Consider the following 14,742-nt stretch of genomic DNA (forward strand, 5'->3'; position numbering starts at 1 on the left):
CGAGCACGGTTACAGTCCCTTGGGCCGGGTGCCGATCACCCCGGCCGCTTCCAGGCGCGTCAGGTCTTCACCGGTGAGCCCGCACGCCTCGCGCAGCACCTCGTCGTTGTGCTCACCAAGTGTCGGCGGTGGGCGCAGCAGCCAATTGTGCCGTCCGGTCAACGGAGCGAACGGCGGTCGCGGGTAGCGACCCGCCCCGGTGCGCGGATGTACGAGTGCCTCCAGGAACCCGCGGTCGTTGAGCTGATCGTTCTCCGTGATCAGCGACGGCGATACCACCGGCGCTGCCGGAATATCCACGGCAGCAAGCGTATTCAGCACGTCGTGCAGTCCCTGGCCGGCAAACCAGGCCTGCAACTCGCGGTCGATCTCGTCGGCGTGCGCATGTCTCCCGTCGACGGTGTCGAATCGGCGGTCGTCGGTCCACGACGGCTGCCCCATCGCGTCCACCAGTGCCTGCCACTGCTCGTCGGTGCGCACAGTGACGGCAATCCAGTCGTCCTCGCCGGTACAGCGGTACAGGTTCTGCACGGCGCAACCGTGGCCGCGGTTGCCGCGGCGACTCAGCGTCACCCCGAACACCTCGGCCTCGATCGGCTGGATCGCGGTGACGTTGAGCACCGTCTCGATCATCGGCAGCTCGACCAGCTGGCCCACTCCGGCGCGGTCGGCGAAGCACAACGCGGCAGTCACGGCGAACGCCGCGTGCACGCCGGCCAACGGGTCGCACGCACCGCGCGGCGGGACGGGCGGACCGTCGGCTGATCCGGTGACCCAGGCCAGACCGGCGATCTGCTCCATCGTCGGTGCGAACCCGACGCGGTCTCGCCACGGACCGTCCAGACCGAACGCCGGCATCCTGGCGACGACCAAACGCGGGTTGATCTCCAACAAGGCGTCGGCTGTCAGACCGAAATGATCCATCACCCGCGGCGAGAAGTTCTCGATCACCACGTCGGCGCCGGCGACCAGGTCACGAAACAGGGACCGCCCGTCGTCAGAGCCCAAATCCAGTGTGACAGAACGCTTGTTGGTGTTCATGGCGTGGAACACCCAGCCATACTCCCACCAGTCGTCGACGTCTTTGCGCATCCCACCGGAATAACGGATGCCGTCGGGCCGCTGGATCGATTCCACCTTCACCACGTCTGCACCGAAGGCCGCGAGCAGGTGGGTGGCGGCCGGCCCGGCCCAGAACGCGGTCAGATCGACGATGCGAACGCCGTCGAGCGGCAGCCGCGGATCGGACGGCTGGTCGCGGTATGCCCGAACCGGCCACGGTGACGTGCCGTCGGCCTCGCCGAGGGCGGGAGCGGCCCGCAGCGGCGCGGGTGCGCACCGCGACATCAGCCATGGGGTGCGGGGCTGGTGAAATCCCGCCGGGTTGGCGACGAACGCACCACGTTCGGTCGCGTACGCGGTGTCCCGGATCGTGGCACCGTTTCCCAGCGCCGCGATCGGCAGCCGGAACAGTTGCCCGAGCTCGACCACCTCGGTGACGGTTCGCTCGGCCAGCCACGGCCGGATCTGCTCCCGGATGAAGTCGCGGAACTGCCATCGGCCGATCTGGAAACTCAGCTGCGGATTCTCGGTCAGCTCAGGGCAATCCACCATCGCCGCGAAGTCCAGCCACTGCTGGCCGGTGACCATCGTGATCCCGACGTAGCCGTCTTTGGCCGGCTCGATGGACGGCACCTCGATGGTCCGCGTCACCGGCGGACTGTTCAGCAGGTGCGAGTGCAGCCACTCGCCGCTTTGCATCAACGTGATTGCTTCCAGCATCGAAAGATCCAGGTGTTCGCCGGCACCACCGTGCTCGACGCGGCGGCGGACGGCCAGCGCGCCGAAAGCGGCGAACACTCCACCCATGTACTCGCCGAGGTCACCGCCGACCGAGATCGGCGGACCGGCCGGATCGCCGCGGAAGCCGGTCAGGCCGGACCACGCCTGCAGAGTGAACTCGGTCGCGGCGCGGTCGGCGTAGGGGCCGGTCCAGCCGAAGTCGGAGATGGTGACGATCACCGTGCGGGGAAACGCAGCCAGCAATTGCGCCGGGTCGACGCCCCACTGCGCCGCCCGCGAGCGGGTCGCGGTCACCACGATGATGTCGGCGCCGGCCAATTCGGCCCGAAGATCCACACCCGACCAGGTCAGGCTGCGCTTACCGGCATTGAGAAAGCCGAACAATGGGGCGTCCGTACCGTCCGGGATGGTTGCGTCGACGGCACTGAAGCGTCGCAGCCAATCCCCTTGCGGGGGCTCGATTTTGCGAACTTCGGCGCCCGCGTCCACCAAGAGCTTTCCGCAATAGCTACCGGCGATACGATCGCTGAGCTCGACGACGCGGACGTCCTGCAGCGGCGTCGGTCGGCTGCCATACTCGTCGCTCAACCTGTGTCCGTCTGCGTCGTCGGGTTGTCGGTCATGTCATCGTCGTGAGTTTGCCCGGTCCGGCCGGTTTGCTGGATAGCCGCGTAGTTGACCAGCGCGGCTATTATGCCATTACTGTTAAGATTGCAGTATATGGAGTTCGCGGGCGCAGCGGCCGCAACTCCTGTCGGCCGTGCTGCTGCTGGAATCAGATGACTGCGCTGGGAATTGGGCCCGAGGCCCGACGTCGACTGTCGGCGCCGCGGATCGCGGAGATCGTCGCCGACGAGTTGCGCCGTCAGATCATCGACGGCGAGCTGGCCGACGGTGATTTGCTGCCCCGCCAGGAAGTGCTCGTCGAGCAGTTCAATGTCAGCCTCGTCTCGCTGCGAGAGGCGTTGCGCATTCTCGAAACCGAAGGGCTGGTCTCGGTTCGGCGAGGTAATCGCGGCGGGGCGATCGTGCATGCTCCGGCGAAGACCAGCGCCGCCTACATGCTGGGTCTGCTGCTGCAGAGTGAATCGGTCGTCGTTGCCGACCTCGGGACCGCGCTGCTGGAACTCGAACCCGCGTGCGCGGCGCTCGCGGCCCAGCGGGCCGACCGCGCCGACACCATCGTGCGCGAGCTCAAGGAGATCAACGACGCGATGGAGATCCACCTCGAGGACGGACCCGAATTCACCGAGATCGGGCGCAGATTCCACGATGCGATCGTGCACGGTTGCGGAAACAAGACCATCATCGCCGTCGTCGGCACGCTGGAGACGTTGTGGACCAGCCACGAGCAGCAGTGGGCCGACGAGAGCGCGGCCAAAGGCACCTACCCGTCGCTGACCAAGCGTCGCGCCGTGCTCAACACGCACATCAAGATGGCCGAGACGATCGCGGCCGGCGACGTCGAGCGCGCCCGCCGGGTTGCGGCCCGGCATCTGTCCGACACCCAGAGTCATGTGCTGGCCGCCGGTCCTGATCAACGGATCTACGCCTTGTCGCCGCAGGCGTTGTCGCGCCCGCGAGACAGCCGTCATCTCTAGCTCGTGAACGCACGAACCGCACTGGTCACCGGCGGAAGCGGTGGCATCGGCAAGGCATGCGCCGCCAAGTTGCGCGAATCCGGTTACGACGTGGTGCTTTCGGCGCGTCGCGAGGACCCGTTGCGCGCGGCTGCCGACGAGATCGGGGCGCGCTATCTGGTGGCCGACGCCTCCGACGCCGAACGTTTCGCCGAGGCGATCAGTCCGCTCGAGACCATCGATCTGGTCGTACATGCCGCGGGAACCCTGGGCGGAACTTACGCCCGCAAGCAGACATTCGCGCAGTGGCAGGCCATCATCGCGGCCAACCTGGACTCCTGCTTCGTGTTGACGTCGGCGGCGCTGCCGAAGATGCGGGCCGGATCCCGCTTCGTCTTCATCTCGTCCTCCGCGGCACACGAGCCGATGATGGCGCGCACCGCCTACTCGGCATCCAAGGCCGGCATGAACGCCTTCGCCCGCGCCCTGGCCCTCGAAGTCGACCGAGACGGGATCGCCGTCCACATCGTCACGCCGGGCCCGGTGGAGACCGAAATGCTGCAGGATGTTCCGTTCGAGATGCAGGCCATCCAGGTGTCGGACGTAGCCGACGCCGTGGCATGGCTCGACACCGTGGACCCGTCGGTGGACCTGCCCGAGATCCGGCTCAACGCGGTGCGGCGTGGGCCCTACGCCCGGGTCCCGGTTGTTCCCGACGAGGTTCATCGGCGAGCGGCGCAGCGCGACTGAACCGGCCTCACTGCGGAAAGGCTTTGATCACCGTCTCGCCGAACTCGCGCAGTGACTCCGGTGCGGCGAAATCGGCGAACCAGACGTAGAAGCGCTCGACACCTTGACCGGACAAATGGGTGAAGTGTCCGGACAATTCATCGGAATCACCACAAATCAGCCCGGACCCGAGATTGCCGAACCGCTTGGCACTCACCTCGCGCACCTTGACCGGATCGCTGTCTTTGCGTACGAAGCCGACCATCTGCTGAATCGATACCCGCGCCGATCCGGCCGTCGGGGCCAACTCCGGAAGCCGGTCGAGGTGGGTAACCGGAATGTTCCACCAATCCGCATGCCTGCGAACGAGTTCCAGCATCCGCCGTCCCGTTCCGCCGAGGACCAGCGGTATGTGGTGTGACGGTAACGGGGACTGGCCACCGGCGGGCCCGTCGGCCCGCCCCCAGTATTGGTCCAGCAGGGCCAGGTGCCGCTCGAGCTGCTCGACCCGGGCAACCGGGTCTTGTTGCCCGACATCGAATCTGGCGAACTCGGCGGGCCACGAACCCGACCCCAGGCCCAGTTCGAATCTGCCGCCAGAGGCTTCCGACAACGTGACCGCCTGCTTGGCCAGCACCGCGGGGTGGCGGAACGCATCGCACAGCACCAGGTGGCCGATCCGTAGCGTCTCCGTCTTCGCAGCCACCCAAGTGGCGACGTTCATTGCCTCCCAGATGCTTTCGTCAGGCAATCCCGGGGCCTCGAGATGGTCGATGAACGCGATTCCGGTGAATCCGCTCGCCTCCGCGTGGCGTGCCCGCTCCTCGATGTCGGCCACCGACACCCGTACTTGCGGCAAGAACAGAAACCACTCGGCCATCACTCACCACCATTCGAGTTGCACAACACCATTGACGCTTGTCGCGCTAGATTACTATCTTTACTATGTTAGAGGCCTTATGGATATTGGACTGAATTCCGGACAATTGACGCTTCGCGACAGCGTGCGTGACGTCCTGCGTACGGAATGCCCGCCGGCCAGTGCCCGACAGGCCATGACGGATCCGGAGCACTGGCACGCGCTGTGGAAGACCGTCGTCGGCCTCGGCTGGACCGAACTCGCCGTCCCCGACGGCGACAGTTCCTTTGACCGGATGGATCTCACGGTCGTTCTCGAAGAGTGCGGTGCCGCTCTGGCGCCGGTGCCGTTACTACCCAGTGTCGGCCTGGCCGCGGGGCTGCTGCGGACGGCTGGGCCCGACGTCGCCGATGTGCTGACCGACATCGCCGGCGGGGCGGTGGCGGCACTCGCGGTTCATCCGCCCGACTACCGGTTGCCCGGCGTCCCGATGACCTGCCACGGCGGTCGAGTGCAGGGACGCGCCATCGCGGTGCCCGGTCTCCCCCGCGCCGAACTGGTCGTCACACTCGCCTCCTCCGCCGACGGGCCCGTCGCCGCGGTCGTCCGGGTCGGTGACGGCGTCACCATCCACGACACCGAATGCACCGATCCCGCTCAGCCCGTCGCCGACGTCGAGGTCGACGCCGAGCCGATCGCGGTGGCACCCGTCCAACTCGAGTCCGCCCTGGCGACACCGCTGCTCGCCGCCGCCGCCGACCTGGTCGGCGTTGCCGCCGCCGCGCTGGTGCGCTCGGTCGAGCACGCGAAAACACGCCAGCAGTTCGGCAAGCCGATCGGCGCGTTCCAAGGCATCAAGCACGCCCTGGCCGACAACTACGTCGCGCTGGAGCGCGCCCGCGGTCTCACCTATGCCGCCGCCGCGCGGCTCGACGATCCGGCCACACCGCTCGACGCGGGCTGGGACGCGGCGGCGCTGGCCAAGGCCGCGGCCGGTGAGGCCGCCGTCGGCTGCGCGCGCACCGGTGTGCAGGTTCACGGCGCCTTGGCCCAGACCTGGGAGCACGACATGCACCTCTACTTACGCCGCGCCTGGCAGGGCGCGTCGACGATGGGAGACAGCCGCGCGCTGTACCACGCCGTCGGCCGTCGCTTCGCGGGAAACACGTTGGCGGGGAGCACAAAATGACGAGCTCCGATCTGACCGCCGAATACGCGAGCTGGCTCGCCGAGTTTCTGCCCGGCGACTACTACCAGCGCTATGACGAATACCGTTGGGACATCGAGCTTCGACGCGACCATCAGCGCGCAGCGTTCGAAGCCGGCTGGTTGCAGCCGACGTGGACCCCCGAGCACGGTGGACGGTCCCTGGGCCTGGCCGAGGCGATGGAGATCCGGATCGAGGCCGCGATGCGGTCGGCCCCCAAGCTGCCCAACGTCGCCGGGCCGGGTGTCGCCGCGCCCGGGATCCGGCAATTCGGTACGCCCGAGCAGATCGACCGTCTTCTCGTTCCGCTGCTCCGTGGCGACGAGTGGTGGGCGCTGGGTATGTCGGAGCCCGAGGCCGGGTCCGACTTCGCGGGTCTTCGCACCCGCGCTGTCCGGAACGGACCAGATGACCCCGTGTTCCGGATCAAGGGTCGGAAGATCTGGACGACCCAGGCGCACCTGTCCCGCTGGTGCACCCTGTACGCCCGTACCGATCCCGACGCCCCGAAGCACCGCGGAATCTCTTGCTTCATCCTCGATCTCGAGTCTCCCGGGCTGACCATCGAGCCCATCCGGATGTCGTCGATCTCCGATGAGACGTTCTGCGAGGTGATCCTCGACGACGTCGAGGTGCCCGCCGACAGTCTGCTCGGTGACATCAACGGCGGATGGCAGGTGGCGATGTCGTCGCTCAACCATGAGCGGCAGATGATCTGGATCATGAACTGGGTCGAGATCCAGCGCGGGCTCAACGAAGTCCGGGACTCTCAGGCCACCCACGACGATTACGCCTCCGGCGAGGTGTACTCCGAACTCGGCTCACTGCTCGCCGACGCCGAGGCGTTGCGGGCGACCGGTTACCGCGCGCTCAACAACGAGCTGGCCGGGTTGCCGAGCCCCGAGTCCGATATCCTCAAACTGCTCGGTTCCACTACCCTGCAACGGGTTTGGGAGCTTGCCGCTGCGGGCGCCGGCCCCCGTTCGATTGACGACACCGACCTGCTCTTCGAACGCCAGGACGCCCTCGCGGCGACGATTTACGGCGGAACGTCGGAGGTCCAGCGCAACATCATCGCCGAGCGACTGCTCGGATTGCCGAAGGGATGACGATGGATTACGACCTCGGCGCCGATGCCGTCGAACTCAGAGCGCGCCTGCGGGAACTGATCTCGTCGAACATCCCCGAAGGCTTCCTGGGCTCCTGCACCAACGATCCCAAGGACCTCGCGACCACTGAGTCGTTCTGCAAGATGCTCGCCTCCGACGGACTGCTGGCGCTGGCCTGGCCGAAAGAGCATGGTGGCGGCGGAGGTTCGGTGTGGCAGCAGACCGTGCTGCGGGAGGAGATGTGGGCGCACCACGAGCCCCGCGGCGCGCAGTACATGGGCATCAACTGGGTCGGGCCGGCGCTGATGCGGTACGGAACCGAAGAGCAGAAGGCCCGGCACCTGTCCGCCATCGCCGCCGGGGAGGTGATCTGGTGCCAGGGGTTCTCCGAGCCCGAGGCCGGAACAGACCTGGCGTCGCTGCGGACCCGGGCGGTTCCGGACGGCAACGGCTGGCGCGTCACCGGACAGAAGGTCTGGACGTCCTACGCGCTGATGGCGTCCTGGTGCGTGCTGGCGGCGTGCACTGATCCAGATGCCCCAAAAGCCAAGCGAATCACCCTCTTTCTGGTTCCGATGGATCGTGCCGGGATCACCGTGCGGCCGATCCGGTCGATGCTGGGGCCACACCACCTCAACGAGGTGTTCCTCGACGGAGTCGAGGTCTTCCCCGACGAGGTGCTCGGTGAATTGGGCGACGGTTGGCGGGTGATGCGCGAAGCGCTGGCATTCGAGCGGGTCGGCATCGCTCGGTATGCGCGGTGCGAGTCGCTGCTGGACCGGATGCAAACCGAACTGGGCGACGACTGGGACACGCTGCCCGAGTCGATTCGCACGCGCTGGGTGCGAGCGCTGATCGACTTGCGGATCGCGCGGTTGCTCGCCTACCGCGCGGTGTCGCTGCAAGACGACCCGTCGGCCGGTGCTGCGGCCAGCGCCGCCCGCATCGCCACCACCACCTGCGACCAACTGGTGGCGGAGCTGTTGTTCGACGTGCTCGGCCCATCCGCCTTGGACAGCGGCATGTCGGCCCCCCTGCACGGCGCCGTCGAGGATCACTGGCGCTACGCCCAGGCGGCCACGGTCGCGTCCGGGACCATCGAAGTGCAGCGGATGCTGGTGGCGCGTGAAACGTTGGGAGATCACTGATGGAAACCACTCTGCCGCAAGACATTGCCGAGTTCGCCGCGGTCGCCACCAAGCGGTTGACCCGCTTCGGTGGCGTGCCGACCGCGCTGCTGGCCGAAACCGACGACCAATTGCGGGACGATGCCCGGGTCGCGCTGTCCGACCTCGGCGCCTTCGACCTCGATGTCCGAGGCTCGGCGGACGACCTGCTGGCGGCCGCGGTGCTCTGCCAGGCGGCCGGCGCAGCGGCACTGCCCTATCCGCTCGTCGAAGAACTGTTGGCCGTCGACGGCGCCCGGTTGGCGCTGGTCAATCCCGAGGCGCCGCGGATCGACCACGGCGACCTGGCCGGCGACTGGATTGCCACGGACCTCGACGGCACGCGTTACCCGGTCCAACCGTCGTCGCGCACCGCCGCCAAGCTCGGGCCGTTCCTGGTGCCGGCCACGTTGGGTCAGCCCGACGGGTCGCTGTCCGGCGCCGACGTCGCCCGGCACCTGACGCTGGGGTCATGGCGGATCGTGGGCGCGGTGCAGCAGGCCCTGGAGATCACCCGGCAACACGTCAAGGCCCGCATGCAGTTCGGCAAACCGCTCGCCGACTTCCAAGCCGTCCGGTTCACCATCGCCGACGCCGGGGTGGCCGCCCGCGGATTGCACGAACTGGCCAAATATACGATCAGTCGCATGGAATCGGCTCCGGCACCGGTGTATTCGGCCGATGCCCTGATCCTCAGGCTCAAGGCCACCGAGACCGCGCGACAGGTCTTCCGGACCGCGCACCAGCTGCTCGGGGCACTCGGGTTCTGCGACGAGTCCGACGTCAGCGTGCTCGACCGGCACACCCAGCCACTGGTCCGGCTGCCGGTCGGCACCGAAGTGCTTGCGCTGCGACTGCTGCCGGAGGTGCGCAGCGGCGGGTTCGAGACCTTGTTCTCCGGCCCGGTATCGGCATGACCACACAGACATCCACCTCAGGCTCCGCCGCTGGTCCGGGCGACGCGGGAATACCGTTCGGCGCCAAGCTGCGACAGCTCGCCGAACAACGCGGCAGCGACCTGGCTCTGACCGTGCTCGCGCGCGACCGGAGCGCGCGGTCGATGACCTTCGCCGAGATCGACGGGCTGGCCAACCAATGGGGTCGGGCGTTGGCGGCCGCCGGCGCTCAGTTCGGTTCGCTTGTCGCACTGGGTATTCCAAATTCGGTCGAGTTCGTCCTCGCGGCGCTGGGCTGCTGGAAGGTCGGCGCCGTCCCGGTCCCGATGCGCTGGGACCTGCCCGACTGGGAGCGCTCTCGGGTGCTGGAAGTGATCGCGCCCGCGGTCACCGTTGACGATGAGACTCGGCCCGCCCTCGTTGCGAGCGCCGCCGATCAGTCCGCCGACGCGCTGCCGGACGTGGTGTCTCCCAAGGCCAATGGGATCTGCAGCAGCGGGTCCACCGGGCTGCCGAAGGTGATCCTGACGCTGGCGGACGGGGCCTGGACACCGGAATCGTCGTTCCCGTTCCTGGCCGCGTGGGCTCCGACCCCCACGCCACAGACCATCCTGGTGCCCGGCCCGATGTACCACACCAACGGCTTCTCGCCGCTGACCTACCTGTTGGGCGGCGACGAGTTGGTGGTGCTCGAGAAATTCGACGCCGCACTGGTAGTCGAGGCCATCGAGCGTTACCGCATCACCAACTTCACCGCGACGCCGACCATGCTGTCCCGCATCGCATCGCTGCCCGACATCCGTGAACGGGATCTGTCCAGCATCGCCTGGATCTTGCAGGGCGCCGCGGTCATGCCGCACGCGTTGTTGCGCACCTGGTTCGACCTGCTCAGTCCCGAACAGGTGGTGATGGCCTACGGGATGACAGAAAACCTGGGGCTCACCGCGTTACGCGGCGACGAGTGGCTGGCGCATCCCGGCAGCGTCGGCCGCGGCTTCCGCGACACCGAGGTGCGCATCCTCGACCAGCAGGGCCGGCCGGTGCGGCCCGGCGAACTCGGCGAGGTGTATTTGCGCTCGCCGATGAGCGCGGGCTACCTCTATCTGGGTGGCGCTCCGCTGCTGGCGTCGACGCCCGACGGTTTCCGGACCGCCGGCGACATCGGCCATCTCGACGACGACGGCTACCTCTACATCGCCGACCGCCGCAGCGACATGATCATCACCGGCGGGGCCAATGTGTTTCCCGCTGAAGTGGAATGCGCGCTCGTCGAACACGACGACATCGTCGACGTCGTCGTCATCGGTCTCGCCGACAGTGAATGGGGCCGCCGGGTGCACGCGGTGATTCAGTTGGCCGACGGGGCGAAACCGCTGACCGAGCAGGACGTGGTCGGATTCGCCAAGACCCGGTTGGCAGCGTACAAAGTTCCCAAGACCGTCGAGTTCGTCGACCAGATTCCCCGCACCGCCGCGACCAAGGTCAACCGGTCGGCGATGGTCGAAGCCCGCGGTGGCTGAACCCATCTCAACCCGGGTCGCCGAATAGCGGCGCTTCAGCGATTCCGGCAAGAACTCCTTCGCCGCCGGAGGCTGTGGCCGACAATAGCGTGGTGAGCGGAATGCCTCGAGCCCTTGCCGTCGTCGGCGCCGTGTTCGCCGGCGTGATCGCCACAGCCGGCAGCGCGACGGCCGACGGCGGTGTCGAGATCAAGAGCCGGCTCGGCGATGCCTGCCTCGACGCGCCGAGCGATGCGTGGCCTACCCACGTGGTCGTCAACCCGTGTAACGGAGCGAACTTCCAGCGCTGGAACCTCACCGGTGACCAGCGACTCGAGAGCGCGGCCTTCCCCGGCAAATGCCTTAACAAGCCGCAGGACATCGAGGCAGTGCGGTTGGTCGCCTGCTGGAACAGCCAGCACTGGAGCCTCCAACCCGACGGCCACATCACCGCTGCCCTCGGTGGCTGCCTGACTGTCCTCGGCGGCCCGGATCCGGGCACCGGAGTCGGCAGCCGGACGTGCGGCGGCGGTCCCGAGCAGGGTTGGGACAGCGTTCCCTGACGGCCCGCGAGCGGTAACCTCATTCTCACAGCGCAACAGGTGTGCGAACGAGGAGGCGTCATGGCCGCAGAGAACGAAGCCGACGAAGCCGAACCGTCGACCAGGGACGCCCGCTTCATCAAGACCGCCGTCGAGATCCTGCGGGAGACCGGGCGGACGGATTTCACCGTGCAAGAAGTCGTGGCCCGGTCGAAGACGTCGTTGCGCGCGTTCTATCAGCATTTCAGCAGCAAGGACGAGCTGTTGATCGCCCTGCTGGAGCGGACGATGGCGCAGGCATCCCAGGCGTGGCGCACAGAGACGAACGGCCTGGCCAGCACCGCGGCGATCAAGCTGATCATCGACCGGATCAGCGAGGAACCCGAGTCGACGACTCAGGACAGCCTGAACCGCGCGATGAATCTCTACAACCAGCACCTGTCCGAGACCCGCCCGCAGGACTACGCCCGGGTGCTGTCACCACTGCACGATCTGCTCCGCGACGTCATCCAGCGTGGCATCAGCGAAGGCGTCTTCCGGCCCAACCTCGACGTCGGCCCCGCCGCCGCGATCGTCATGCAGACCATCCTCGGCGCCCTCCGATTGCACTGGCTCGGCGCCGAATTGAACGGCGCTCCGATCGACGCGGCCCATCTGTACGACTTCTGCATCCGCGCCCTCGGCGCCGACGAGAGCGTGCAGCCCGAGTCACCGACGCTGGCCGAGTTGTTCGAGCAGATTGGTATGCGCCCCGGTTCGCGCAACGGTGAATTCGCGATGACGATCCCGGTGAGCCCCCAGGTGGTCAACACCTCCGGTGCGTTGCAGGGCGGCTTGATCGCCACCCTGATCGACGTCGCCGGGGGCCAGTTCGGCCTGGACTTTCTCCAGGACGGCACCACGATGACGACCGCCGACATGAACATCCGCTACCTGCGGCCGATCCGGGGCGGGACCGCCTATGCGGTGCCGCGGATGCTGCGCGGTGGCCGACGCGCCCTGGTCATGCAGATCGACGTGCTGTCCGACGGTGACGGTGACGACGCGCTGCTGGCCTCGGCGACCGTCAACTTCGCCGTGATCAACGGCGAAACACCGAAGTTGCCGCCGGATTGGCCGAAGTCCTGATTGCGGCTTCAGCCCATGGCAGATGAGTGGTAACGTCATTACCACTAAGTGAGAACGCCAGCACTTTGAGAACCTCAGCCCTCTTCAGGAGATTGTTATGCCGTCTCGCCAGCTGTCCTTCCCGGTCTTCGACGCCGACAACCACATGTACGAGCCGCAGGAAGCACTGACCAAGTACCTACCGGACAACCGCAAAAGGGCCATCGACTACGTGGAGGTTCGCGGCCGCACCAAGATCGTGGTGCGCGGGCACATCAGCGAATACATCCCGAACCCGACCTTTTCGGTCGTCGCCAAGCCGGGTGCCCAGGAGGACTACTTCCGCAACGGCGCGCAGGGCAAGACCTACCGCGAGATCCTCGGCGAGCCGATGAAGTCGATCCCGGCGTTTCGTGAACCGGGCGCACGGCTGGAGATGATGGACGAACTCGGCATCGACTACGCGCTGATGTTCCCGACTCTGGCCAGCCTGGTCGAAGAGCGGATGAAGGACGACCCGGAGATGACCCACGACGTCATCCACGCGCTCAACGAGTGGATGTACGAGCAGTGGTCGTTCAACCACAAGGACCGCATCTTCGCCACGCCGGTGATCACCCTGCCGATCGTCGAGCGCGCCCTCGAAGAACTCGAGTGGTGTCTGGAGCGCGGCGCCCGCACGGTGCTGGTCCGGCCCGCTCCGGTGCCCGGCTTCAGGGGCAGCCGCTCGTTCGGGCTCGAGGAGTTCGACCCGTTCTGGCAGGCCTGCGTCAAGGCCGGCATTCCGGTGTCGATGCACGCATCGGACAGTGGCTACTCCGAATTCGCGAACGTCTGGGAGCCCGGTGACGAGTTCCTGCCGTTCAAGCCGACCCCGTTCCGTAGCTTCGCGATGGGCCACCGACCGATCCTGGACGCGATGGGCGCACTGGTGTGCCACGGCGCGCTGTCGCGTAATCCGGATCTGCGGATCCTGTCGATCGAGAACGGCGCCGACTGGGTGCCCGATCTGTTCAAAGGCCTTGCCGGCGTGTACAAGAAGATGCCGCAGGCATTCGCCGAGGACCCGGTGGAGGCGTTCAAGCGCTGCGTCTACATCACCCCGTTCTGGGAGGACCGGTTCACCGAGATCGTCAACATGGTCGGCACCGACCGGGTGCTGTTCGGATCCGACTGGCCGCACCCCGAAGGACTCAAGGACCCGATCAGCTTCGTCGACGAGCTCACCGACTTCGACGAAGACGACGTCGCCAAAATCATGGGTGGCAACCTGATGAAACTGATGAAGGTCGCCAAGCCGGTCTCGGCCTGATTCGCCGATCGCCGGGACCGGTTACCGAGACAGATCCAGCCACTATGGAGCGACGCACCTTGGAAGCGGTGATCTACGAACGTGAACCGCCGATCGCGCGGATCATCCTGAACCGGGCTGACAAGGCCAACACCAAGGACGCGACGCTGGTCCAGGAGGTCGACGCCTGCCTGCACGAAGCCGACCGCGACCGCGAGATCAAAGTCGTCATCCTCAAGGCCAACGGCAACGGCTTCTGCGGCGGGCACGTGGCCCGCTGGGGTCCTGACGAGAACCCCTACCCCGATTTCGGTGACTCGTTCGAGGATCTTTACAAGGGCACCGCCGATCTGTTTCTCTGGCCGACGTTGTACCTGTGGGAATTCCCGAAGCCGACGATCTCCCAGATCCACGGCTACTGCATGGGCGGCGGCATCTATCTCGGCCTGCTGACCGACTTCTGCGTGGCGTCCGAGGACGCGTACTTCCAGATGCCGCTCGCTCAGAGTCTCGGAGAACCGGGCGGGCACACCATGATCGAGCCGTGGCTGCTGATGAACTGGCACCGCACCATGGACTGGCTGCTGCTGGCACCGACCCTCTCGGCGGCCGAGGCGCTGGAGTGGGGCCTGCTCAACAAAGTGGTGCCGCGCGACCAGCTGGAAGACACCGTCGAGGAGATGGCGCGCAAGATCGCGCAGGTGCCGCTGACCACGTCGATGGCGGTCAAGAACAGCGTGAAACGCGCCTACGAGTTGATGGGCATGCGGGTACATCTACAGGTCAGCCACATCCTGACCAACATGGTCGGCGCGGCCTCCGACGTCCAGGAGCGCCGCCGGCAGCTGATGCAATCCGGTTTGAAGCCAAGGGATTTCATCGACCGCGACGACGGCGAGCCAGGCCGAGCGCCCACATAGATTTGGCCGAGCGTGAAGCTACCCTCACGCTGGG

At 66.9% G+C, this 14,742-nt stretch carries 13 protein-coding genes; 11 read left to right on the plus strand and 2 right to left on the minus strand.

The window, feature by feature from the left end; all coding sequences use genetic code 11:
- Positions 1-9: 9 nt before the first annotated feature.
- Positions 10-2,391 carry a CoA transferase gene (locus CYU59_RS13710; protein ID WP_292990361.1) on the minus strand — a complete coding sequence of 794 codons (2,382 nt, stop codon included), beginning with the start codon at positions 2,389-2,391 and terminating at the stop codon, positions 10-12.
- 191 nt (positions 2,392-2,582) lie between these two features.
- Between CYU59_RS13710 and CYU59_RS13715 the strand changes: the two genes are divergently transcribed.
- Positions 2,583-3,404, plus strand: a complete 822-nt coding sequence (locus CYU59_RS13715; RefSeq protein WP_292990364.1) for an FCD domain-containing protein — start codon at positions 2,583-2,585, stop codon at positions 3,402-3,404.
- 3 nt (positions 3,405-3,407) lie between these two features.
- Positions 3,408-4,133 carry an SDR family oxidoreductase gene (locus CYU59_RS13720; protein WP_292990367.1) on the plus strand — a complete coding sequence of 242 codons (726 nt, stop codon included), beginning with the start codon at positions 3,408-3,410 and terminating at the stop codon, positions 4,131-4,133.
- A gap of 7 nt (positions 4,134-4,140) precedes the next feature.
- Here CYU59_RS13720 and CYU59_RS13725 read toward each other — a convergent pair whose 3' ends face one another.
- Entirely contained in the window at positions 4,141-4,992 is an 852-nt protein-coding gene (locus CYU59_RS13725; RefSeq protein WP_292990369.1) for an LLM class flavin-dependent oxidoreductase, read from the minus strand.
- Between the two features lie 79 nt (positions 4,993-5,071).
- Between CYU59_RS13725 and CYU59_RS13730 the strand changes: the two genes are divergently transcribed.
- The 9 genes from CYU59_RS13730 to CYU59_RS13770 all read left to right on the plus strand — a co-directional run bounded on the left by CYU59_RS13730 (position 5,072) and on the right by CYU59_RS13770 (position 14,708).
- On the plus strand, positions 5,072-6,160 hold the full coding sequence (locus CYU59_RS13730) for an acyl-CoA dehydrogenase family protein (RefSeq protein ID WP_292990371.1): 1,089 nt from the start codon (positions 5,072-5,074) through the stop codon (positions 6,158-6,160).
- Positions 6,157-7,287, plus strand: a complete 1,131-nt coding sequence (locus CYU59_RS13735; protein WP_292990374.1) for an acyl-CoA dehydrogenase family protein — start codon at positions 6,157-6,159, stop codon at positions 7,285-7,287. Before CYU59_RS13730 ends, CYU59_RS13735 begins: the two co-directional genes overlap by 4 nt.
- Before the next feature lie 2 nt (positions 7,288-7,289).
- Complete coding sequence (locus CYU59_RS13740) at positions 7,290-8,435, plus strand: acyl-CoA dehydrogenase family protein (protein WP_292990377.1); 1,146 nt, start codon at positions 7,290-7,292, stop codon at positions 8,433-8,435.
- Positions 8,435-9,370 carry an acyl-CoA dehydrogenase family protein gene (locus CYU59_RS13745; protein WP_292990379.1) on the plus strand — a complete coding sequence of 312 codons (936 nt, stop codon included), beginning with the start codon at positions 8,435-8,437 and terminating at the stop codon, positions 9,368-9,370. Before CYU59_RS13740 ends, CYU59_RS13745 begins: the two co-directional genes overlap by 1 nt.
- Positions 9,367-10,869 carry an AMP-binding protein gene (locus tag CYU59_RS13750; RefSeq protein WP_292990381.1) on the plus strand — a complete coding sequence of 501 codons (1,503 nt, stop codon included), beginning with the start codon at positions 9,367-9,369 and terminating at the stop codon, positions 10,867-10,869. The genes CYU59_RS13745 and CYU59_RS13750 overlap by 4 nt, the downstream gene beginning before the upstream one ends.
- Before the next feature lie 74 nt (positions 10,870-10,943).
- Complete coding sequence (locus CYU59_RS13755) at positions 10,944-11,411, plus strand: RICIN domain-containing protein (protein WP_292990384.1); 468 nt, start codon at positions 10,944-10,946, stop codon at positions 11,409-11,411.
- 60 nt (positions 11,412-11,471) lie between these two features.
- Positions 11,472-12,518 (plus strand): hotdog fold thioesterase, encoded by a 1,047-nt coding sequence (locus CYU59_RS13760; RefSeq protein WP_292990385.1) that lies wholly within the window; start codon positions 11,472-11,474, stop codon positions 12,516-12,518.
- A 97-nt stretch (positions 12,519-12,615) separates the two neighbouring features.
- Complete coding sequence (locus CYU59_RS13765; protein WP_292990387.1) at positions 12,616-13,809, plus strand: amidohydrolase family protein; 1,194 nt, start codon at positions 12,616-12,618, stop codon at positions 13,807-13,809.
- 44 nt (positions 13,810-13,853) lie between these two features.
- Positions 13,854-14,708, plus strand: a complete 855-nt coding sequence (locus tag CYU59_RS13770; RefSeq protein ID WP_292990390.1) for an enoyl-CoA hydratase-related protein — start codon at positions 13,854-13,856, stop codon at positions 14,706-14,708.
- The last annotated feature ends 34 nt before the right edge of the window (positions 14,709-14,742 follow it).

The sequence above is a fragment of the Mycobacterium sp. genome (assembly GCF_002863225.1).
Classification (GTDB): domain Bacteria; phylum Actinomycetota; class Actinomycetes; order Mycobacteriales; family Mycobacteriaceae; genus Mycobacterium.